At 68.4% G+C, this 23,615-nt stretch carries 11 protein-coding genes; 1 reads left to right on the forward strand and 10 read right to left on the reverse strand.

All coding sequences use genetic code 11. The annotated features are described in order from the left end of the window. Window positions 1-35 precede the first annotated feature (35 nt). From BJD12_RS11260 to BJD12_RS11310, 10 genes are all read right to left on the reverse strand, one after another. On the reverse strand, window positions 36-7,571 hold the full coding sequence (locus tag BJD12_RS11260; RefSeq protein ID WP_058564104.1) for a two-partner secretion domain-containing protein: 7,536 nt from the start codon (window positions 7,569-7,571) through the stop codon (window positions 36-38). Between the two features lie 11 nt (window positions 7,572-7,582). Then, on the reverse strand, window positions 7,583-9,262 hold the full coding sequence (locus tag BJD12_RS11265) for a ShlB/FhaC/HecB family hemolysin secretion/activation protein (RefSeq protein ID WP_005995018.1): 1,680 nt from the start codon (window positions 9,260-9,262) through the stop codon (window positions 7,583-7,585). Beyond that, window positions 9,259-9,696: a hypothetical protein gene (locus tag BJD12_RS11270; protein ID WP_005995020.1), complete on the reverse strand. Its 438-nt coding sequence runs from the start codon at window positions 9,694-9,696 to the stop codon at window positions 9,259-9,261. Before BJD12_RS11270 ends, BJD12_RS11265 begins: the two co-directional genes overlap by 4 nt. Further along, complete coding sequence (locus BJD12_RS11275; RefSeq protein ID WP_074059376.1) at window positions 9,693-13,370, reverse strand: bifunctional serine/threonine-protein kinase/formylglycine-generating enzyme family protein; 3,678 nt, start codon at window positions 13,368-13,370, stop codon at window positions 9,693-9,695. The genes BJD12_RS11270 and BJD12_RS11275 overlap by 4 nt, the downstream gene beginning before the upstream one ends. A gap of 4 nt (window positions 13,371-13,374) precedes the next feature. Beyond that, complete coding sequence (locus BJD12_RS11280; protein ID WP_005991900.1) at window positions 13,375-14,091, reverse strand: PP2C family protein-serine/threonine phosphatase; 717 nt, start codon at window positions 14,089-14,091, stop codon at window positions 13,375-13,377. After that, the gene (tagF, locus tag BJD12_RS11285) at window positions 14,088-14,663 is read right to left on the reverse strand and encodes a type VI secretion system-associated protein TagF (protein WP_005991901.1); all 576 of its coding nucleotides are present in this window, start codon (window positions 14,661-14,663) and stop codon (window positions 14,088-14,090) included. Before tagF ends, BJD12_RS11280 begins: the two co-directional genes overlap by 4 nt. Beyond that, window positions 14,660-18,190 (reverse strand): type VI secretion system membrane subunit TssM, encoded by a 3,531-nt coding sequence (gene tssM / locus BJD12_RS11290; protein WP_005991902.1) that lies wholly within the window; start codon window positions 18,188-18,190, stop codon window positions 14,660-14,662. Before tssM ends, tagF begins: the two co-directional genes overlap by 4 nt. Further along, the gene (gene icmH / locus BJD12_RS11295; protein ID WP_042827953.1) at window positions 18,187-19,437 is read right to left on the reverse strand and encodes a type IVB secretion system protein IcmH/DotU; all 1,251 of its coding nucleotides are present in this window, start codon (window positions 19,435-19,437) and stop codon (window positions 18,187-18,189) included. The genes tssM and icmH overlap by 4 nt, the downstream gene beginning before the upstream one ends. 4 nt (window positions 19,438-19,441) lie before the next feature. After that, window positions 19,442-20,776, reverse strand: coding sequence for a type VI secretion system baseplate subunit TssK (gene tssK / locus BJD12_RS11300; protein ID WP_042827954.1), 1,335 nt, complete (start codon window positions 20,774-20,776; stop codon window positions 19,442-19,444). A 738-nt stretch (window positions 20,777-21,514) separates the two neighbouring features. Then, on the reverse strand, window positions 21,515-22,405 hold the full coding sequence (locus BJD12_RS11310; RefSeq protein ID WP_005991905.1) for an aldo/keto reductase family oxidoreductase: 891 nt from the start codon (window positions 22,403-22,405) through the stop codon (window positions 21,515-21,517). 224 nt (window positions 22,406-22,629) lie between these two features. Here BJD12_RS11310 and BJD12_RS11315 point away from each other — a divergent pair, with 224 nt between their 5' ends. Beyond that, a complete protein-coding gene (locus tag BJD12_RS11315) occupies window positions 22,630-23,511 on the forward strand; it encodes a LysR family transcriptional regulator (RefSeq protein WP_042828800.1) in 882 nt (293 codons plus the stop codon). Window positions 23,512-23,615 lie beyond the last annotated feature (104 nt).

Below are 23,615 nucleotides of genomic sequence, written 5' to 3' on the forward strand. Positions count from 1 at the left end.
GAAGAAGCCGCCGCGGTGAGGCGGCGGCAAGGCGATCATTGGGGCGTGCAGACCGCGTCCGGGTCGCCAGCATCGCAGGCCGGCTGCTGATCGTCGGGCAGGCGCAGGCCGGGACGTACCAGACCGAAGGCGCGGTACGGCGTACCGCTGGCGGACAGATCCACGAAGGCGATGGTGCGGCTGGCCGAACTTTGCGCGCGGCCAGCAAACGCGGAGGCCGGCACGTTGAAGCTGGAGCCGCCGCTCAGGTTCAGCAGGCCGCCGTCGGCGGTGGTGGCGTTGAAGTAGGCCGGTGGTGCGCCCACCGCGCCGATCGTCTGGGTGCCGGTGCCGATCAGGTAGATCGGATCCTGCTGGGTACCGATGCGCCCGGTCGCGGAGAAGCTGCCGGTGCCATTGCGCAGCGTGGCGCGCCCTTCCTGCAACAGATCGCCACGCACCGACAGGAACAGGGCGCTATTGCCGGCGTCCACGCTGTAGATGCTGCCGTCGGACAGCACCAGCGTGAGGTCGCCGGCGTTGGTCAGGCTGAAACCATTGCTGGCGGTGAAGTCGCCCAGCCGCACCACGCGGTTGTCGATGAAGGTGGCGGCATCTCCCAACAACACCGGGCCACCGGCACTGCCACGGAGCAGGTTGGCGGTGAGCGTGCTGCCGGCGCGCTGGCGGATGCCGGCAACGGCCTGCAGCCAGGTGGTTGCGCCGTTGAGCTGTCCATCCAGCAACAGCGCCCCGCCGCTGCCCAGCCGCAGCAGGGTGCCGCCATCCACGCGCCCATTGACCTGCAGCGTGGTGGCGCTGAACACGTCCAGCCCTTGCGCGCTGAAATCGGCTAGCGTGCCGATGGCATTGCCGGCGTTGGTCAGCGTGGCCGCACCGGTGGCGCTGCCGCTGAGTTGCGCTGCGCGCAGGCTGCCGGCACGCTGGGTGATCGCACCGCCGCTACGCAGGTTGAGTGTGCCGACACTGGCGATGTCGTGTGCGAGCTGCATGGCGCCGCCGCTGCCCAAAGTCACGGTGCTGCCGGTGATCGCGCCATTGCTGGATAGCTGGCCGCCCGCCTGCAGGTTCACCGCACCGCTGGATTGCGCGGCGGCAGCCAGGTCGTTGCGATCGGCCAGGGCGATGCTGCCGCCACTGGCCTGCACGCTGCCCTGGAAATCGTTGCCGACATCGGTGAGCACAATGGCCCCGGTGCCGGCGTCGAGCACGCTGTCGCCGACGATGGTCAACGCGCCCTGCTGGGTGATGTCGGCGCCGGTTGCGGCTGGCCGCACCACCGCCTGCGCGGTCAGCCGGCCGGTGCTGCCGGCCGCGCCGGTGCCGCTGCGCGCCGCCAGCGTGCCGCCGATACGGCCCTGACCCAGGTTCAGGCCGGCGCCGCTGGCGACGTCCAGCGCACCCACGTCCAGCGTGCCCAGCGTCAGCCCGTTGCGATCGCGCACACGGGTATCGCCACCGCTCAGGCTCAGGGCCGACTGGAAATCGTTGCCGGCATCGGCCAGCGCGATGGTCGCGCCGGCGCTGTTGATGCGGGTGGCACCGGTCACGGTCAGCGCACCGGTCTGCGTCACCGCACCGCCGTTGCTGGCGGCATCCAGATCGCCATTGACCAGGCCAAAGCCTAGGTTCAATGCACCGTTGCTTGCGACACTCAATGCGCCGGTGTCGAGTGCATCCAGGGTGAGTGCATTGGTATCGCGCACCCGCGTGGCGCCGCCGGTTAACGCCAGCAGCCCCTGGAAATCGTTGCCCGCCGCATCCAGCGTGATCGCGCCGCTGCCGGCATCCACCACGCTGTTACCAGCGACTTGCAATGCGCCCGCATTCTGCGTGATGGCAGCGTTGGTGCTGCGCAGGCTCAGCGTTCCGCTGGCGATGACGTCATCGCCCAATGCAATCCCGTTGGCACCGCTGAGCTGCACATCGCCGCCGCGCAAAGCATGCGTGGTGGTCAGCGTACCGCCGCGCGCAGTGAGGCTCAGCGCGCCGGTACCGACATCGATCGCACTGGTTGGCAGCTGCAGGGCGCCGCCGGCATCCAGCGAGACCGAGGCGTTGCCACCGCTCTGCAAGGAAGCGATCTGCAGGTCGTTGCGGTCCACTAGCACGATGCCGGAGCCTGCCGCAGTCACTGCACCGGCAAAATCGTTGTTGGCGTCGTTCAGCGTGATTGCGCTGCTGCCGGCGTTGAGCGTGCTGGTGCCGGTGATGTTGAGTGCGCCGGTCTGGACGATGCCGTCGCTGGCGCTGCTGGCGACCAGTGCGCCGTTGACGGTGCCCTGGCCCAGATCCAATGCGCCGTTGCTGGTGACCGTAAGTGCGCCGGTGTTGTGCGTCCCCAGTGTCAGCGCGTTGCGATCATTGAGTTGTACCGCGCCGCCGGTCAGCGTCACTGCATTCTGGAAGTCGTTGTTGCCGGCCAATGCGATGGCAGCGGTGCCGGCGTTTGCCTCGGTGGTACCGCCAACCGTGAGTTGGCCGGCGGTTTGGTTGATCGCGGCGTTGGTAGTGCGCAGGGTCAAGTTGCCCGCGTTGATGTCGTGCGCCAGCGTCAGCCCGTCGCGTGCATCGAGCACGACATTGCCGCCGCTGAGCGTGCCGCCCGTGCTGAAGGCGCTGCCGGTGGCGGTCAGGCTGAGCGTGCCGGTGCCGGCCGAAATCGCCGATGCCGGCAGGTTGAGCGTTTGCGCGGTCAACGCGATATCGCCACCGGTATTACCGGCGATCGATGACACCGACAAGGTGTTGCGGTCGGTAACGGTGATGCCATTACCGGCCAGGCCGACCGCGCCCTGGAAATCGTTGTTGGCGTTATTCAGCGTGATTGCACCATTACCGGCGTTGAGCGTGCTGGTGCCGTTGATGGTCAGCGCGCCGGTCTGGCCGATAGTGCCGTTGGTGCTGTTGGCGATCAGCGGGCCGTTGACGGTGCCTTGGCCCAGGCTCAAGGCGCCGTTACTGGTGACCGTGAGTGGGCCGGTGTTGTGCGTCCCCAGTGTCAGTGCGTTGCGATCGTTGAGCTGCACAGCGCCGCCGGTCAGCGTCACCGTGGTCTGGAAGTCGTTGTTGCCGGTCAGTGCAATGGCAGCGCTGCCGGCGTTTGCATCGGTGATACCGCCAACCACAAGTTGGCCTGCGGTTTGATTGATTGCGGTATTGGTGGTGCGCAAGGTCAAGTTGCCGGCGGTGATGTCATGCGCCAACGTCAAACCATCGCGTGCATCGAGCACGACATTGCCGCCGCTGAGCGTACCGCCCGTGCTGAAGGCGCTGCCGGTGGCGGTCAGGCTAAGGGTGCCGGTGCCGGCAGAGATTGCCGATGCCGGCAGGTTGAGCGTCTGGGCGGTCAACGCGATATCGCCGCTGGTATTGCCGGCGATCGACGACACCGACAGCGTGTTGCGGTCGGTGACGGTGATGCCGTTGCCTGTCAGGCCGACGGCCCCCTGGAAATCGTTGGTGGCATTGTTCAACGTGATGGCACCGCTGCCGGCATCCACGGTGGATGCGCCACCGACGGTCATTGCGCCGGCCTGGGTGATGCCGCCGCCGCTGCTGCGGGCGAGCAGCGTGCCAACGGTGGTGCCTTGCCCCAGGTTCAGGGCGCCGCCGCTGCGGGCGGAGAGCGTGGTGATGGTAAAAGTGCCGAAGGTCAACGCATCCAGGGCGCTGATCTGCACCGCGCCGCCCGTGACCGACAGCACGCCGGTGAAGACATTGGATGGGCTCTGCAGGGTCACGTTGCCGGCCCCGGCGTCGATGTCGGTCGTGCCGTCCACATCCAGCGTGCCGGCGAGCTGTTCGACGATGCCGTCAGCGGTGCTCAGCTGCAGGGCGCCATTGGCAGTGATGTCGTGCCGCAGCGCCATGCCGGCGCCTGCGTTGAGGCTGACATTGCGACCGCGCAGCGCGCCGTTGGTCAGCAAGCTGCCGCTCTCTGCACTCAGGCGCAGATCCGCGCTGCCGGTGTCGATGGTCTGAACCGGCAGGCTGAGCGCGCGGCCTGCGGTCAGCGTGACCGGGCTGTTGCTGCCGCTGCTCAGCGAGGCGATGGACAGGTCGTTGCTGTCGTAGACGGTGATGCCGCTGCCGGTCAATGCCAGTTGCGCCATGAAGTCGTTGCCGCTGCCGGCCAGCGCAATGGCGCCGGTACCGGCATCGACCGTGGCAAGCGCGCCGGCGGTGACCGCACCAGCGGTCTGGGTAATGGCTGCGTTGTTGGTGGTCAGGGTCAGGCTGTCGGCGGCGGTGATGTCATGCGCCAGGTTCAACCCGCTGCCACCGCGCAGACGGATCTGGTTGGCGCTCAGCGCGCCGCTGGTGCCGAGCAGCCCGCCCTCGGCGGTCAGGCTCAGATTGCCGCTGCCGATGTTGATCGCCTGCGCGGGCAGCGACAGTCCGCCACCGGCGGTGAGGGTGACATCGCCGCCGGCTCCGGCGCTCAGGGCGCCGATGCGTAGCGCGTTGCGGTCGCGCACCGAGATGCCGGTGCCGGTCAGCGCCAGCGCGTCCTGGAAATCGTTGTCGCTGTTGCTCAACGCGATGGCGCCGCTGCCCGCGTCCAGCGTCGCCGCACCGGTCAGCGTCAGTGCGCCGCTTTGCCCGATCGTGCCGCCGTTGCTGGAAGCGGTCAGGCTGCCGCCGATGGTTCCCTGCCCCAGGTCCAGGTTGCCGTGGCTGGCGACGGTGAGTGCGCTGGTGCCGAGGCTGCCGAGGCTGAGCGCGTTGCGGTCGTTGACCAGCACCGTGCCGCCGGTGAGCGACAGCGCGCCCTGGAAATCGTTGTTGGTGCCGTTCAAGGTGATCGCACCGGCGCCTGCCGCCGCCGTGGCGGTTGTGGCCCCGGTGACATCGAGCAAACCGGCGGTCTGGGTGATCGCTGCCGTGTCGCTGGTCAGCCCGAGCGTGCCGCGTGCCTGGATCGCGTGCGCCAGGTTCAGGGCGCCGCTGGCGCGCAGCGCCACATTGTTGCCTGTCAGCGTGCCTGCGGTGGTCAGCGCACCGCCGAGCGACGTCAGGCTGAGGTCACCGGTGCCGGTGTCGATCACCTGGGTGGGCAGGGTGAGTGTTCCGCCGGCCAGCACCTGGGTGGCACCGTTGCCGGTCGTGGTCAGCGCGGCCAAGCTCAGGGCATTGGCATCGCGCAGGGTGATGCCATTGCCGGTGAGGCTGACAGCCGCCTGGAAATCGTTGCCGGCGCTGTCCAACATGATGGTGCCGCTGCCGGCATTCAGCGTGCTGGCCCCGGTGACGGTCAGTGCATTGGTCTGGCTGATTGCCCCACCGCCGCTGTTGGCGGTCAATGCGCCGTTGATGGTCCCTCTGCCGAGGCTCAAGGCGCCGTTGCTGTTGACGGTCAGCGCCCCGCTGTTCACTGTTCCCAGCGACATCCCGTCGACGTCGTTGAGTTGCACGTTGCCGGCGGAGAGATTGAACACCCCGGAAAAATTGTTGCCCGCCCCGGTCAGGGTGACCGCACCGGAACCCGTGTTGGCGGTGGTGGTGGTAGCCACCACCACGCTGCCCGCGGTCTGGTTGACCGCGGCATTGCCGGTGGTCATGTTCAACGCGTCCGCGGTGACATCGTGCGCGATGGTGATGCCATCGCGGGCGCGCAGGCTGACGCTGCCGCCGCGCACGCTGCCGGCCGTGCTCAGCGCACCGCCGTTGGAGGCCAGCCGCAGCGATGCGGTCCCGGTATCGATGGCAAAGCCCGACAACTGCAGCGTGGCGTTGGAAAACAGGTCCACGGCGCTGTCGGCGCCGCTGGTCAGCGCGGCCACGCTCAGGTTGTCGCGATCGTGCACGGTGATGCCACTGCCGGTGAGCGTCAGTGCACCGCTGAAGTTGTTGCTGTCATTGCCCAGTGCGATCGCGCCGCCACCGGCGTTGATGGTGCCGGTGCCGGTGACGTTCAACACGTCGGTCTGGGTGATGGACCCGCCGCTGCTGGTGGCAGTCAAGACACCGCCGACCGTGCCGCGCCCGAGATTCAAGTCGCCGTTGCTGCTGACGGTGAGGTTGCCGGTGGACAGCGTGCCCAGCGTCAGCGCATTGCTGTCTGCGATGCTGGTGGCGCCGCCAGTCAGCGTGACCGTCTGTTGGAAGTCGTTGCTTCCGGTGGCCAGCGTGATGCCGCCAGTGCCGGCCTGCAGATTGCTGGTGCCGGTCACGGTGAGCCCACTCACGGCCGACTGGCTGATCGCGCCATTGTTACTGGTGGCCGCCAGCGTGCCGCCCACCCTGCCGCTGCCCAGATGCAATGCGCCGCGACTGTTGGCGGTGAGGTCGCTGGTGGACAGCGCTCCCAACGTCAGCGCATTGCCGTCGTCGATGCGGGTGGCACCGGCGGTGATGTTCACCGCGCCGGTGAAGTCGTTGCCGGCATTGTCCAGCGTGAGAGCGTTGCTGCCCAGCGCGAAGGTGCTGGTTCCGTCCACGTCGAGTGCGTCGGTCTGGCCGAGGCTGCGTGCATTGGTCACGCTGAGGTTGCCGCCCACCGTGGCGCGGATACCGGCGATCTGGTTGCTGCCGGTGAGCAGCAAATTCCCGCCGGCCGTGGCACCGAGATCACCGGCGGTCAGGACGCCGGTCTGTTCAATGCCGCCCGCGCCGGCGCTATAGCCGATCGAGCCGGTATCGACATTGATGCTGCCGCTGCCACCGATGGAGGTGCCGGTGGCGCCATTGGCGATCAACGAGACATTGCCGTCGGAGCCAGCCGACGACAGCGAGGCGGCGCTGATGATGCCGCTGTTGTTGATCAACTGATTGAACACCCCACTGGCGGCGCTTGCCTGCAGGCTGATGGTGTTGCCGGGTGCAATCAGGCTGCCGGTGTTCTGCACTGCCAGCGTTGCGAGCTGCGATTGCAGCGCGCGGGTGATGACGACACCGAACCCGCCGGACTCGAAACTGAGCGTGGCACGGTCCGCGCCTGCCAGCGTGATATTCCCCGCGGTGGCGGTGATGGTGCCGTCGTTGACCACCTGACCACCGATCAGATTCACCGAGCCTGCCGCCGCGGTGATAGTGCCGCTGTTGGACACCCGTGCCGTGGCGCCGCCGGCATCCAGTGCGTCGTTCTCGTTCATGAAATCGGCCGCCGTGGTGCCCAGGCTGCTGGCTACCAGTCCGCCGACATTGACTTGTGCGGTGTTGCCGAACAGCACGCCGCGGCTGTTGATCAGGAACACCTGCCCGTTGGAACTGAGGTTGCCGAAGATCTGGCTGGCCGAGCTGCCGCCGATCAGGTTGAGCACCGCTGCGTTCGTGGAGGGCTGATCGAAGCGCACCGTCGCCGCCGAGCCGATGTCGAAGGACGACCAGGTCAGCGCCATCCGGTTCGAGGTCTGCGTGATCACCTGGGTGGCGCCACTGGGCGCCTGGATGGTGCCCAAGCCACCGGCAATGCTGCCCCCGGTCGGCAGCTGTGTGCTGGTGACCTGCGCGGCGACCGGTGCGCTGAGCGTGAGCGCGGCTGCCAGCGCAAGCGCCAGTGGCGCGCGGGGCGGCAACGAACGGAAAGAGTGGGCTGCAGCGGTCGCGGCGGTGTGGTTGGCGTGCATGCGCAGATCCCTTAAAAAGTGAAGCCGAAACGCGTGTAGATGCGGGCGTCGTCGCGACCATCGGAGGCGTTGCGGCTCCCGGTCGGCAGGGCGGCGGTGAGGCGCCATTCGAAATTGGCGTACTGCGGCAAACGAAAGGTGAAGCCCACACCGGCGGCGTCGAAGGTCGCCGGCGCGGCCACGCCGCTGGCCGCATACACGCGGGCGTGATCGGCGAACACGTCCAGCTCCAGCAATTCGCGCCACGGGCGGCCGTTAAACGGCGAGGCGGCATCGGCAAAGCCCGGCGCATCGACGTGATATTCCAGCGCGGTGTAGTAACCACGGTCGCCCAGTGCATCGGACACCGGATACGCGCGCACGCTGTCCGGCCCGCCGACGGCGAACTGTTCCAGCGGGGCCAGCGTGTCGTCGCTGTATTGGCCGCTGAACTTGAAATACAGGCGTTGGGTGCGGGTGAGATATTGCAGGCGCGTGTAGGACAGCCGCGCCAGGGTGAAATGGCTGTCGCGGTCGGGGGTGACCAGATCCGGGTCGGCCGAGCCATCGCGCACGGCCTGGCGCACGCTGAGCTGCAGCAGATCCACCCCGCGCCAGCGCAGGTCGGTGCGGCGCAGCGAGGCGCCGAGTTCGGCCACGTCGAAGGATTGGTCGGACAGGTTCAGACCGGCCGCTTCCAGCCGCGATTTTTCCCGCAGATACCGCGCCGAGCCTTGCAGCTGCAGCAGATCGTGATTGATGAATTTCCAGTCGGCACCGGCATACACCACCGAGGTCGGGCCCCTGAGCCCAAGCCTGGCGAACACGCCGTTGCGGACTTCCAGCTCGCTGCGGCTGGCGCCAACCACCGCGCTCAGGCCGGACACCTGCCCCACCGGCAACGCATACGACAACGCGCCGATCTGGCTCTGCCGCGGCGACAGCGAATAGGCGTAGTTGGCAGCGAACACATCGCCCAGCCCGAGCGGGCTGTTCCAGGTGATGCCGGCCTGCGCGCGATAGCGGCCGGTGAGTTCGGTGCCGTAGTTGTTGCCGCCCAGGCTGATCACGTACGGGCGAGCGGCTTCGCTGGCAACCAGCACCACGTCGGTTTCGCCGGCGTTCTGGCCCGGTTGCAGCACTGAGGACAGCGACACGCCGGGCAGATCGCGCGCATACAACAGGGCGGTGTCCACGTCCTGCTTGCGCAGCGGGCGGCCCTGCAACTGGCGCAGCGGCGCCGACAAGGTGTTGCCGCGATAGCGCGCAGCGCCTTGCACGGTGACCTGGCCGATGCGCCCTTCGAGCACGCGGATCTCGATCAGCTGCTCCGGGCCGGGCGTCTGCGCCGGCAGGTAGGCGGTGCTGACGATGAAGCCGGCTTCGCGATAGGCGCGGGTGACAGTGTCGGCCACCGCCTGCAGCTGGTCGAAGCGCAGCGCCACCACTGGCTGGCCCTGCGCCAGTGCAGCGAAGGCGGCATCGGCCACGGCCTGGATGCGCGCCGGGTCGATGCCGGCGTCGGGGTAGCTGCCCACATCACGCACGCGGAATCCGCGCACCGGCAAGGTGGCTGCGGTATCGCCGCGGTCCTTCATTGCCGGCAATGCGGCGCCGCCTGCGGGCGCAACATCGGCGGCGCCGGGGTCCTGCGCCCACGCAGGTGCGGCCAGCCACAGGCACGCGGACACCGCCGCGGCCAGACACGTCATACGCATACGTCACTTACCCCCGAAAACTTCCGTTGTCGCGCATGCCCGACGTGCCGTGCGGTGCATGCGTCGGGGTGCATGCCTGCATGGAAATCGGCGTGGTTGCGCTCGCCCCTGACTGAACGCCGGTCGAACCCTGGCGTACATTTATGGAATATTAGCAACATTAGTGCGACGGCAGTCACCGTTACGACAATTGCCGTCGCCCGCTTGCGATATTGGCTGAAGCGCTCACGCTGCAGCGGCGGGCTGGAGCGGTCGTCGAGCGGCCGCAACTGCGGGTTGCGCAAGGTCGCGCCCTGCGCTTGGCGGGCGGCGTCCAGCACATTGCGCCGACGGGCGCGGTACTGCACGCGGTCGATCTGGCCGAGCTGATGCACCTGCGCCAGCGCATGCAGCTGGGCATTGGCCGGGTGCTGCGTGCTGCCGCTCATGGCACCTCCCGCAATACGCGAAAGCCGACGTCCGGCTGCGCCGAGCCGTTGTCGGCGCGGCTGGCCTGCACGGTGCAATCGGACCAGTAACTGGCGAAGCTGCCGCCGCGCGCCTGCACGCCGGCGCCGCTGGAGACCCATTCCCACACATTGCCGGTGAGGTTGATCAGCCCCCACGGGTTGGCATCGCGCCCGCGTGCGGACACCGGGGCCCGCACGGCCTCGGCGGCGCTGGCAGTGGGCGGCACGCAGTTGCTGTCCTCGGCCTGGCGCCAGTTGGCGCCGGCCTGCGCGGCATGCAGCCATTCGGCATCGCTGGGCAGGCGGTAGCGCCAGCCGCCGCTGCCGATGGTCAGCCAGCGCAGGTAGGCGCGGGCCTGGGTCAGGCTGATGTTGCGCACCGGTGCGCGCGCCAGTTCGGGCGTGCTGGCGGCCTGCGCCGTGCAGCGGCCGGTGGCCTGGCAGAACAGGTTGAAGTCGGCCACCGCCACCTCGCCGCGCGACAGCGCATACGGCTTGCCGCCGTCGATGCCCGGCACCACCACCAGCATCGGGCCGCGGGTGTCGCCCAGCGTGTCGAAACAGGCCGCGCCACGTCCGGGCAGGCCGGCGCCGCCGCACGGGTCCGGGCCGGTCGGCACCGGTGGCAGGCTGGCGTCGTCGTCCGCGCTGGCGGGCACTGCGGCAGCCGCCGTGGCGCTGCGCACGGTGCCGGTGGCGGCGGTGCCGGGCTTGGCAGTGGATGTGCTGCGCGGCGGTTTGGTTGTTGAGGTGGGTGCGGTTGCATCGGTCGTATTGCCGGCCGGCACGCTGTCCGATGCGGGCGCATCACCCACCGGTGCGCGTTGCAGGCGTGCGGAGAGCGAACCTTCGGGCAGCTGCCCGGCGGCCTTCATCTGCGTTTCCAGCTGCGTCAATGCGGTGGCGTCGCTGCGGTACAGCTCCTGCAGGCGCTGGGCGAGTTGCTGACGCTCGCTGGCCGGCAGCGTGGCGGCCGTCATCACGGCGGCCACCACGGCATAACGGGTGCGCGCGCTGCGGAGTTCGGGGCGCTGGCCCAGCGTCTGCACGCCTTGCGCCAGCAGGTCGGCGGCCTGCGCATAGCGCCCCTGTGCGAACGCATCGCCGGCGTTGTTGCGATACACCTGCGACAGCAATTGCGGGCCTTCGCTACGCAGCAACGGATGGGTGGGTTGCAGCGTGCGGATCCGCGCCAGCGCATCGCCGGTCTTGCCCAGATCGTTGGCGGCGGCGGCGCGGCGCAGCGATTCGATCCGCCCGGCCAGTTCTGCCTCGGTGCTTTCGCGTGCCAGCGCGTGTTCGAGCTGTTGCTCCAGCGTCTGCAACCGGGTGCGCTGGGCGAGCAAGCTTGCCGATTGCGGTACCAGGCCCAGGCCGAAATCCACCAGCGCCTGCGCGCCGGCCAGCTGCGCGGGATCGCTTTGTACGGAGACCGCCGCGCTGATGGCCTCGGCCAGTGCCGTGCCCTGGCTGCTGCGCTCGGCGGCCGGCAGTGCGGCCAGTTCGGCGTCGATGCGCGCGCGCCAGGCAGGGTCGGTACCGGGGTTTGCCAGGTCGGCCGCCAGCGCCTTGCGTGCGCTGTCGGCATCGCGCGGCGCGGCGGCCACCGGTGTGCGTGTGGCTTGCTGCTCGGCCACGCCGACCTCGGCGCTGCGCAACTGCAGCCGCAACGACTCCGGGAATGCTGCGCGTGCCTGTTCCACTTCAGTACGCGCGGTGGTGAGTTGGCCGGCAGCGACCGCCTCGGCGATGGCCGCGTCCAGGCGCACTTCCAGCGCGGAATGGCGCAACAGACTGCTGTCAGGGTCGATGCGGCGCACCTGGTCGAGCGTGGCCAGCGCATTGTCGGGTTGATTGCGGAACAACAGGCCGGCGTCGAGTTGACGATTGAGCGTGGTGTCCAGCGCATTGAGGCGTTCGTTCTTTTCGCGTTCGATGGCCTGGCGGCGCGCATCCAGCGACGGTGAATACAGCCGCAGCCGGTCGCGCAGCGCGAAGACCTGCAATGCGCCGCGGTAATCGTCGCGGCCGTTGGCCGGATTCCATAACGCGTCCAACCGACGCAGCAGGAAATCCTCGATCAGGTCGCTGCGGTCCATCAGCACGCGCCGGCGGTCGTCCGCGCTGAGGCTGGACAGCGCCTGCATGGCCTGGCTTTCGTTGCGGTACTGCTGGGGGTCCTGCGCACCGAAACGTGCGATCACCTCATCCAGATGGCGCTGATGCAGGTAACGCGACGCGCCCCACCCGCCCACGCCGAGCACCGCCAGCGCGGTGGCGCCGTAGCCAAGCATGGGCAACGCGCGTTCGCGCAGCGGCACCTGGCGCAGGCCATCGAGCAACTGATCCACGCGCTTCAAGCGATGCATGGCCGGGAACGCCACCGCCGCGCACAGCGCGGCGTACTGGCGCCGGGTCAGGCCGGGCACCGGCGGCGGACGGCGGCCATCGCGCAGCGCCACTTCGGCGCTGAGTTTGTCGAACGGGTGCTTGCCGGTGAGCAGTTCGAAATACACGCAACCCAGCGCGTACAGATCGTCGGCCGGTGTGGGTGCCTGCCCGCGGATCATTTCCAGGCTGGCGTAGGCCGGGGTCAACGCGCCGAGCGTGGCGGCATCGAAGACGGTCTGTTCGCCGGACACATCGGCGGCGTGTTTGCCGGCGCGTGCGATGCCGAAGTCGAACACCTTGGCCACGCCGTCGCGGGTGACCATGACGTTGCCGGGCTTGAAGTCCGAGTGCACCACGCCGGCGGCATGCGCGCGGATCAGCGCCCGGCCCATGCCATCGATCAGCGGCCACGCCTGCTTGAGCGGCATGCCGTGGTAGGCCTGCTCGCGGATCAACGTTTTCAGGTCGCTGCCGTCGATGTACTCCATGGTCATGAAGACCAGGGTGCGATCCTTGTCGAAGTCGTACACCCGCACGATGTTGTCGTGCGCCAATTTTTGCGAGCGGCGCGCCTCGCGTTGCAACGCGACCAGCGCATCGGGATGGCGGCGGAACTCATCGCTGAGCACTTTCACTGCCAGCCACGGGTCGCGGTCGCGTGCTTCCACCTTGCGTTCGTCGCGCGCCAGATACACCACGCCCATGCCGCCGCGCCCGAGCTCGCGTTCCAGCAAGAACCGCCCCTTGAGCAAGCTGCCGACGCTGGCATGGTCGCCGCCGGCCGCCTCGGCCAGGTGCTGCCAACTGGACAGGCTGGCGGTGCCTGCGGTGCCGGTCCCGGTGTGCGTGCCCACGCCGGTCTGGGTGCCCAGGCCCAGGCTGGTGAGGCTGGGCACCTCGCCGGGCAGCGGCTGCGCCGGTTGCACGCGGGTGATGTCGTCTTCGATGGGTGCGATGGGGCGGCGCGGCATCACCACGGTGGCGTCGTCGTCGCCCGGCGGCGCGGCGGGTGCAGCGGTTGGCGAGGGTGCCGGCGGTGTGCGATTGCGCAATGCATCCAACCGATGCATCAAGGTGGTCACGGTGACATCGTCCAGCAGCTGCTGGCGCTGCAAGTGCGACAGCGTTGCCACGCCGTCGCGGTATTCGGCATCCGGCACGGCCGCGCGTTTGCCCAGCGCGGCCAGCACGGCGTCCAGATTCAATGCGCCGCTGCGCATGGCGGTGACCAGTTCGGTCACGGTGGCAGTGTCTTGGTGCATGCGCTCACTCCTGCAGGCGGACGACGACGGCGGTGACGTTGTCGCGCGCCGCCCGGCCCATCGCCAGTTCGAACAACCGCGCCAGCAACGCGCGTGGATCGCCGAAGCGATGGCATTCGGCATCCAGCTCCGGGTCGGGGATTTCCTTGTTGATGCCGTCGCTGCACAGCAAAAATTGCGTGCCCGGCAGGCTTGGCAGCAGCACCCAATCGACGAACAACGGCTCTTGCGCACCCACTGCACGGGTGAGCACGCCGGCTGCCGCAGCGGCGGCCTGGGCATTGCCGAACTGGGTGACGTCCTCGCGCACGCCGTGCACGTGATCGCGGGTGAGCTGGCGCAGCGGGCCGCCGTGGTGCGCATAGATGCGGCTGTCGCCGACCCAGCCGCACAGCATGAAGTCCGGGTCGTGCACCAGCACCACCACGGTGGTGGCGATCATGTCCACGCGGCGTTGCCGGGCGACCTGCAGCAACTCGGCGTTGATCTGCGCCAGGGTGTCGTCGATGGCGTCGAGAAAGTCGCACAGGTCCGGCGGGCGCACCAACGCGCCCAGCCGCTGCACCAGCAACTGGCTGGCGTAATCCCCGGCGCTGTGGCCGCCCAGGCCGTCGGCCACCACCCACAGCCCGGCGTCGTCGCGCAGCAGCAGTGCGTCTTCGTTGAGCCGGCGCACCTTGCCGGTTTCGGTGTGCCCTGCGGATTGATAGAGCGCGCTCATCGGGTGACCTCGGTGATGTCCTCATCGGCCAGCAGCCAGTCCAGATAGCGCTCGGCGGCAGGCAGCCCCGCGAGCGCCTGCGCGGCGCCGCCCAGCGGCCACCACAGCGACTGGCCGTGCGCCGGTGCATGCGCGGTGGAGGGCGTCGCCGGCACCGCGAGCGCACGCACGGCGGTGTCGAAGCCCACCGCATCGGCGCGGGCGCGCAAGGCACGGCCCAGGCACGCCGCCAATGCGCCGAACCAGGCGTGGCTGGGCAGGCAGGCATGCGGCAACGGCATCGCCACGATCAGCGGGAAGCAGCGCCCCACGCGGTCTTCGCCCGGGCCCAGCACACCGGCCCAGGCCTGCGGACCGCAGACACCCGGCCCCAACGCGAACGCGCGCATGCCGCTGCGCCGGTACGCGCCGGACCAGCGCTCGCCAAGCTGCTGGCGCACCGTGTCCAGGCAGCCGGCAAAGTGCGCGTCCCACGGCTGCACGAAGCTGGCCGGCAGGCGCCGCTGCACGAAGTCGCCCACGCCAGGCAACTTGCCGTGGAAGCCGATCTGATCGGTGGCCGGCATGCTCATCCGCCGCACGCAAACTGCTGGACGTCGCTGTCCAGAAACGGGTGACGCAGGTTGCCCGCACGCAGCGGCACCTGCACGTCGTGGCCACCGAGTGCGAAGCTGGCGACAAAGCGCAGATCGGACGGGTTCTGCAGATGCCCGGCCTGCAGCGCGCGAAACAGCGCCCAGTCGCCTTGATAGTCGAGCGTGCCCAGCGCCACGCCATCGGCGCCGAAGGCGGCGATGGACACATGCCCCGGCACCGGGCCGGGCCAGATCATCGGCATGCTTTGCGCCGCACCGGGCTGGTAGTCGTAGCGCTGGCCTTCGATGTCCAGGGTCAGCCGGGTGACGCCCTCGCCCAGCGTGGGTGCCAGCACGGTAAAGCCCACCTGCGGCACCGGACCGCCGCGAAAATATTTCTGCCGGATGCGCTGCGCCAGTTGCAGCTGTGCGGGCAGGCCGGGCGCGCCGACCACCGCATCCGGGCCTTGTTTCCAGCGCCATTGCGGCGCCTGCGTGTCCAGCAGCGGCTGCACGGTGCCGGTGTAGAGCGCATCCAGGCGCCCGCCGGTGCCGAACAATTCGCCAAAATTCTGCAGCGGAAGATCGACCTGCGCCTCCGGGTCGAACGGGTAGCGCCCGCGCACGAAATCGCTGCACACCTCGCCCACCGATTGGCGCACCTGCGCATCCAGCGCGGCGCGTGCGCCCTGGGTCATCAAGGTGGCGCTGCCGCCGGCCAGGGTTTGCAGCCAATCGGTCACCGGCGGCGGCAACTGCGCCATTTCCTGCCGGGCCGCGGCCAGTTGTGCAGTGGCGGCGGCCGCATCGCCGCCGCCTTGCGACACCACCAGCAGCTGCCTGCCCAGTTGATCGAGCACGCTCAGCAGATGATCCAGCGGCGTGCTGCCGGGTGCGCCGGCCGTCAATGCGTTGAGCGCCAGAAAGTGCTCGCTGATCGCCGCGCCCGGTGCCGGTGCGTTGGTGGCGGCGGGGTCGGCCGGGGTAGCCAATGCGGCGCTCATCGCGGCACCGCCCGGCAGCGTTGCTGCGGCCGCTTTGGCCTTGGCCGCTGCCTTGCCGGCTGCTGCGGCAACGGCGCGCTGCGCAGGGTCGGCCGGCGGTGCGCGATCCATCGCCTGGGTGTGCTCGCCGACCACGCCCAGCAACAACCGCAACGGCGAGCTGGGGCCGGCCAGCTTGGCGGCGCTGGCGCTGGCGGCGGCCAGATCAGCGGCCGGGCGCAATTGCAGATCGGCCAGCAGCGCGTCCCAGTAGCGGATGTAGTCGGCCTCGTAGCGCTGGCCGACCTCGCGCACCAGCGCGGCCTTGGCGGGGGCATCCAGCGGCGCGCCGCCGAACACCCAATCGTCGCGCCCGAAGCGTTCCACCGCCTGGCCAATGCCATCGCGCTGCAGGCCAGCGAAGACCGGTTGGGTGTACAGCGCCGGCACCGGCGTGGACAGCGCGGTGCCGCTGCGCCGCACGAAGGTATCGGCCAGCAAGCCCAGTGCCTTGTCCAGCCGCAGCGGCGTGCCGGCCGGCGGCGTCAGCAGCAGGTTGCCGTAGATCAAGGTGGACAGATCGGCCGCACGCAGGCTGGCGCGTGCCTGCGCGATGCGCTCGCCATCCAGCGACAGCGCGCGCACGCGCTCGGGAGCATCGAGCACGGCCTGCAACTGCGTGCTCAGCGCCTGCTGCTGCGCCACGTCGCGCGGAAACAGTTTGCCGGCCTCGATGGCCGCCAGCGCGCTGAGTTGCGCCGCATCCAGATGCTGCGGCTGGCCGAGCATCAGATACCCCTTGAGCGTGTAGTACAACGCCTGCGGCGCCTGCGCGTTGTCGACCAGACCGTTGCGAAAGCGCACCGCCAAGGCAGGCAACAGGGTGGCGTTGAGCTGGCGCAGATACCCGGCCTGCAGTTCGTCGCCCAGAGCGGCGCCCTGGAACAAACCCATCCGCAGCGACCACGGCGTGTGCGGGTGATACTGGCGCGCTACCTGCACCACCGCTTGCGTCGCCGCGGCCTGTTGCAGCGTGCGCGCCACGTAGTCCGGCATGGCGGTGGCGGTATTGGGATCGGGCACGGCAGGCCGTGCCTCCAGTGCCTGACGCACCTGGTCGAGATAGCCGCGATTGCCCAGATAACTGACGCCCAACCCGGCCAGCAGCGCACCGCTCAACAACGCAACGCCGGCATAGGCGGCCGCCTGCAACCACGCCATGCGGCGTTGCCGGGTAGGCGGGGTATTGGCCAGTCCGGATTCGCGCAGCACCACCTCGCGCAGCAAGCGCTCGACAAAGAACGTGCGGCGCTGCGCACCGGGTGCATGCACGCGTGCATCGTCCACGCCGAAGGTGCGTGCCACCGCGCCCATCATGCGATCGATCGGCGTGCCTTCCTGCGTGCCGGAGGTGAAGTACACCCCGCGCAGCAGCGGCGCCGGCCCGTAGGCGGTGCCGGCAAAGGTGCCTTCGACAAATTGCCGCGCATGTTCGCCAAGCGCCGCCACCTGCTGCGGAAACGCCAGGATCGCCGCACGCCGCAAACGGTCGCGCTCCAGGTTCAGCCGCGCGAACAGGCGGGCGCTCAGCTGCTGCTGCAGCAGATTGAATTCTTCGGCAAAGCCGCGCGCGGCGCGGCCGTCGAGCGTGTGCGCCAGCGGAAACGACATGCCCCAGACCTGGCTGCGCTGCGCAGGCGTGAGATCGTCGAAGAATTCGCCAAAGCCACCGATCAGATCGCACTTGGTAAAGATCAGATAGACCGGCACGCTGGCCTGCAGCTGCTCGGCCAGCTCGTCCAGGCGGCACCGGATCGCCTGCATGTGCGTGTCGCGTTCGCCATCGTCCAGCAGCAACAGGTCGGACATGCTCATGGTCACCAGCACGCCATTGAGCGGCCGGCGTGGGCGATGGCGCCGCAGCAGGCACAGGAAGTCGCGCCAGGCGCCGGCATCGACCGCTTGATCGGAATCCTGGGTGGTATAGCGCCCGGCGGTATCCAGAAACACTGCCTCGTCGGTGAACCACCATTCGCAATCGCGGGTGCCCCCCACCCCACGCAGCGCGGCATCGCCCATGCGCGCGGCCAACGGAAACTGCAGGCCCGAATGCTGTAGCAACGTACTCTTGCCCGAGCCGGGCGGGCCGATCAACGCGTACCACGGCAGCGTGTACAGATCGCTGCCGCCACGCCGCTTGCGCAGCAGTTGAATGGCTTGCTGAAAGCGCGCCTGCAATTGCGCGCGCTCCTGCCCGCTGCGCAGTTCGCGGTCGTCATCGCGCCCCGGGGCGGCCAATGCGCTGGACAGACTTGCCGCACGTCGCTGCGCGCGCCAATGGCGCCATGCCAGCACCCCCAGCCACCCCCCGATCAACGTCACGATGGCCAACAACCGCGCGGCCACGCCGTTCAGCGGGCTCCAGCCATCGATGGCCACATACGGCCCGCCCACCCACAGCAGCAGCGACACCAGGCACAGCGCCAACACGCTCACCACCAATGGGGCACTCAGCTTGGACAACAGCGTCTTCATCGTCATTCCCCAGGCTGAAACAGAATCTCGACGCGGCGATTGCGCGCGCGGTTGGCGGGCAGTTGCACCGGCTGCGCCACCGGTTGCGAGTCGCCGGCACCCAGCGCTTCCACCCGCCCCGGCGTGGCCAGGTGCGTGCGCAACAGCTGCGCCACCGCGGCGGCACGCGCCCCCGACAAGGCGTAGTTGTCGGCAAAGCGCAGCGAGCGCACTGGCACGTCGTCGGTATGCCCGACCACGATCACCCGGCCAGGCAATTGATCGATCGCCGCAGCGATCTGCGCGATCAAGCCACGCTGCTCCGGCTCCACCTCGACGCCGCCGGAGGCGAACATCGCCGCGCTGCTCAGGCGCACGCGCGTCTGCCCATCGGCCTGCTCCTCCACGCTCAGCAAGCCGGCGCGCTGCTGCGTCGCAAGCAATTGTTTGAGACGCACCTGCGGCGGCGGCAACGGCGTTGCATCCGGCGGTGTGGCCGGCGCCAGTCCCCACTGCGCCACCTGCGCGCTGATCGGCGCCGACAACGCGTTCAAGCGCGTCTGCATCCACACGAAGGCCACCACCAGCACGCTCAGCCCCAGCAGCGCAGCGGCCCACAGCGGCAAGAAACGGCCCAGTCGGCGGCGGTCTTCCACCCCGCGCCAGTGCGGCGCCAGAGTGTCGGGTGCGGCGCCGCGCGCGGCACGGATCCGGCGGAACAGGTCATCCTGGATATCGCCAAGCTTGGCCAGCCCGCCCGCTTCGATCTGGTACCGGCCGACAAATCCCAGCGCCAGGCATAGATACATCAGCTCGATCAAATCCAGATGCCGCGACACGTCCGCGCAGAGCCGCTCCAGGATCTGGAAGAACTTGGCCCCGCCATACGACTCGCTATGAAAGACCACCAGCAAGGTCTTCTGCGACCAGCCGCTGCGCTCGCCCCACGGCGCATTGAGCACCGCCTCATCGAGCAGGGCGCACAACACGTAACGCGCGGCGGTGACCGCTTCCACCGGCGCGCCGCCATCGCGGGCGCGCTGCTCGAAGCGGCGAATCTGCGCCATCACCTGCTCGCGCAGGCGGGCCACATCCGGCAGTTGCGCGCTATGGCGCAATTGCACCGCCAACAGCAATAGCGGGGTGGCGGCCTGCACCAACGGGTTGACGCTGCGGCCCAACAGCTCGCTGATGTCCGTGTCTTCGCCAGCCACCGGGCTGGCCGCAAGCGGCGAGGCGAGGCCGGCATCGATGTCGGTCATGGGACGGCTCATGCGCTCAACTCCGGATCGCCCACAGTTGCAGGTCCAGCCCGGCGAATTCGCTGCCGAAGTGGAATGCGATGCCGCCGGAAGTCTTCAACGTTCGCCACAACGCGGCGCTCTTGTCGAACTCGAAATACAGGTAGCCGGCGTGGTACGGAATCTGCCGCGGCGCCACCGCCATGGGCGTTGCCACGATGCCGGGCAACTGCAGGTTGACCAGATCGCGGATCTGCTCCACCGGCCCGATCTTGGCGTGCGCAGGCAACTGCCGGCGCAGTTCTTCGCTGGGCATGTCGGCCTTTGCGGCAAGCACGAACGCGGCGCTGTCCAGCAAGCTCGGGTCGGGCACCATCGCCACCCACACGCCGAACTTGCGCGCCTGCATCGGCAACGGGGTTGCAGTCTGTTCGAGCACCGCGCTCAGGCTGGAGCGCAGCGCACCGATCACTGGCTCGAAGCTGTCCTGCTGCGCCTCGTGCCGATAGGCCGGCCATGCCGGCGGGCGCTTGCCCGGCGCGGTAAAGGTGCTGAGTTCGCCGGCCAGCGCCACCAGCGCGCGGAACAATTCTTCCGGATGCACCAACGGTGCGGCAGCCCAATGCGTAATCTGCGGCTGCCAGCGGTTGACCACTTGCAGCAGCAGGAAATCGGCGATATCGGCAGCGCCGCCGCGATCGGTCAGCGTGACCCGCGCCGCCAGCGCCTCACCGCGCTGATGCAACAAGCCGAGCAGTTCGGTCAGGAACGTGGTCAACCTTGCGGCGGCCTGGCATACCATCGCACTGGGAATGAAGTGCGGGTCCAGGATCACCTGACGGTCCGAGCGCGACTCGATGATGCGCGCCACTGCGATGCGGTCCAAGCCGTCCAGTGGCTGCGATTGCGGCAGCAGCCGCGTGCTCAGCCCACCGACCTCCATCAGCACCGCCTCGCTGGTGCTGCCGGACGCATCGCCACTTTCGGTCTCACGCACGCGGTAGCGGAACAGCTGATCGGCCGGCGATTCCGGGCGACCCAGTTCCGGCTGCGCGGGCACCCGCAGGGGCAGCGTGAGATACACGATCTGATCGCGGCAGTTGGGGTCCACCTCCAGCGCCACCGGCAGCGGGTCGTCGCCGGGCATCGCAAACGGCGTGCCGTCGGCAAACACACCGCGCGCCCGGCGTAGTCCCAGCTTGCCCACCGCCAGCAGATCAGTCTCCCATTCCAGCTCGCTCACGCCCCACGCATACGGCCGCAACCGCGCCGCACGCAGATCCACATAGCGCTCCAGGTAGCGCTCCTGCTGCTGCAGATGCTGCGGGCGCAGAAACAACCCCTCGCTCCACACGACCTTGTTGTTGTGCATGATCCACTCGCTATGGAAACGCCACGCGCCACCGCACGGCGTGCCATGCGCGAGCGTCATGTTGTTGGTCGGTTGCGTGCCGCGGACGATCGCGATGGCTGCAGTCGCCAGGCCCCGATGGATCGCGTCGATGGGGCGATTCTGCGGTGCGCCTGCCAGGCGCACCCGTCAAAATGTCTCAGGCAATCGACCGCCGTCCGCGACATCGGCAGCATCTGTCACGCCCTCAACGCAGACATTGCGTGATGTCGGTTGCATGCCCTGCCAACCTCGATTGGCGCCAACCAGGGTGTTGGTCTTTGGCGCGCATGCGCTCACGCTTTGATTGCCCGTCCGGGCCCCGCTCGCAGGCATCCCCATCGCAAAGAGCGGTTCGTGCACCGCATTTGCAGTGTTCGCTCCCTATGCTCGGCGGCCGACCTATACCGCGGCGCTACGCGAGCTGGTTGCGACAGAAGCAGGTAAGGCGACGCGCGGGCGGCACTTGGCCGCGATGCCTTGCGGCTGGCCTTGAACGGCACTGTTGTTCGGCAAGACCGCCGCTCACAGCCCGTCACGTACTTAAGAGCTGTGAGCGGCCGTGGCCCAGGCATCTGCCAAGCGCGCCAACCAGGCACGCGTGGCTCGTGCATGTTGCATTTGTAGTTGCAGTTGCAGTTGCAGTTGCAGTTGCAGTTGTAGTTGTAGTTTCGGCGGCGGCGGGCTGTGTGCTGCGGGTCACTGCGCACGCGGTGTACTTCAATGCGATCTACCGACCTCGGTCGCGATACCGTCCAGCGTTGCCACCTGTTCTGCGGATAAGGTCAGCTCGGAAGAGGCGAAGTTCTCCCACAGATGAGGCACGGAGGAGGTGCCGGCGATCACCAGGATGTTGGGCGAGCGCTGCAGTAGCCAGGCAAGCGCCACCTGTTTGGAGGTTGCCCCGACCTCTTCGGCAACGGCCGACAGCCGGTCCGATTGCAGCGGCGAAAAGCCACCCAATGGGAAAAATGGAACATAGGCGATGCCCTGTTGCGCAAGCGAATCGATCAAGGCGTCATCGTTGCGTTTGACCAGGTTGTAGTGGTTCTGCACACAGACAATCTTGGCCAGCGACTGCGCCTGGGCGACCTGCCGTGCGGTGACGTTGCTCAGACCGATGTGGCGCACCAGGCCCTGGCGTTGGAGCTCGACCAGGCACGCAACGGGCTCGGCAAGGGAGCGCTCGTCGGTCTCCATCGGTGAGCCCAGCCGTAAGTTGACCACATCCAACGCCTCCAGACCCAGACTGGCGAGGTTTTCATGCACCTGCCGCGTCAGGCTTGCTGGCGAGAGATCGCTGTTCCAGGAGGTATCGCTTCCCCGGCTGATGCCGACCTTGGTGACGATCACCAAGCCATCGTCGTACGGATGCAGTGCTTCGCGGATCAGTGCGTTGGAGACGTGCGGGCCGTAGAACTCGGCCGTATCGATGTGATTGGCACCTAGCGCAACTGCTTCGCGCAGGACTGCCAGGGCCGCTGCCTTGTCGCGCGGCGGCCCCCATACGTGCGGGCCGGGCAGCTGCATGGCGCCGTACCCCACCCGCTTGAGGCTCAGGGTCGTGCCGGGCAGGGTAAAGCTGCCACCGAGACGCGTCATGCTGTTCATGGGAGTTTCCTTGTGTTGAGTGAGCGGAGTTGCTGTGCCGGGTCTTTCCGGGCAGCCGGTACAACCAGTCGCAAGACCGGGCCACTGCAGCGGTTGCTGCAGCGAGACAAGCCGTCGACTGCGCGGTGCAGGGCCAATCTACGGGCGCCGCCCCTGTGCGACAATCGGGCACAAACTGCACAGGCCGTCCGGAAAACCGAACAATGAGCAATCGCCTGGGAGACATGGACGCGTTTGTGCGCGTTGCGCGGGCCGGCGGCTTTCGCGAGGCGGCCAAGAGTGCCGGCGGCAGCGCTTCCAACTTCAGCGATGCCATCAAGCGCCTGGAATCCTGGCTCGGCGTGCGGCTGTTCAACCGCACCACACGCAGTGTCGTGCTGACCGACGCGGGCAAGGCCTTGCTGGCCCGCGTCGAGCCTGCCTTGATCGAACTGGACGGCGCCAAGGATGTCATGAGCGCGTTCCGCAACACGCCCACGGGAACGCTTCGGCTCAATGTGCCGATCACTGCCGCCACCCTGGTGATGCCGCAGATCATCCCGCCATTCATGGCGGCGCACCCGGATATCAACGTGGAGATCCTGACCGAAGAAAGCTTCGTCGACGTGGTCGCCGCCGGCTGCGATGCGGGCATCCGCTACGGCGAGCGGCTGCAGCAGGACATGGTGGCCATCCCGATCGGCCCACGCGTGCAACGTAGCGCCACGGCGGCGGCGCCGAAGTATCTGGACCGACGCGGCCGGCCGACGCACCCCCGCGAGCTGGTCGATCACGATTGCATCCGTGGCCGCTTCCCAAGCGGAGCGATTGCCGATTGGGAATTCGAGCGCCATGGCGAAGTGATCACCATTGTTCCGCGCGGGCAACTGCTGGTGGAAATCGGCGGAGGCGTGGAGCTTGCCATCCAGTCGGCGATTGCAGGCAGCGGGATCATCTATCTGTTCGAGCAATGGCTACAGCCGCACCTGGATTCCGGCGCGCTGGAGCCCGTGCTACAGCCCTGGTGGCAGCCGTTTCCAGGGCCGTACCTGTACTACCCCAATCGCAATCTCACCCCGCCGCCGCTGCGCGCGTTCATCGAGTTCGTCAAGGCACTGCCCGACTGAAAACGCGTTCGCCGCAAGTGCGGTGCGCCCCACGATTGCGGCGCGCATTCGTGGCCACTGGTGCCCGCCAGCGCGCAATCGCCGGCATCCACCTCACCGACCTT

It is taken from the genome of Xanthomonas vesicatoria ATCC 35937 (assembly GCF_001908725.1).
GTDB classification, from domain to species: Bacteria; Pseudomonadota; Gammaproteobacteria; order Xanthomonadales; family Xanthomonadaceae; genus Xanthomonas; species Xanthomonas vesicatoria.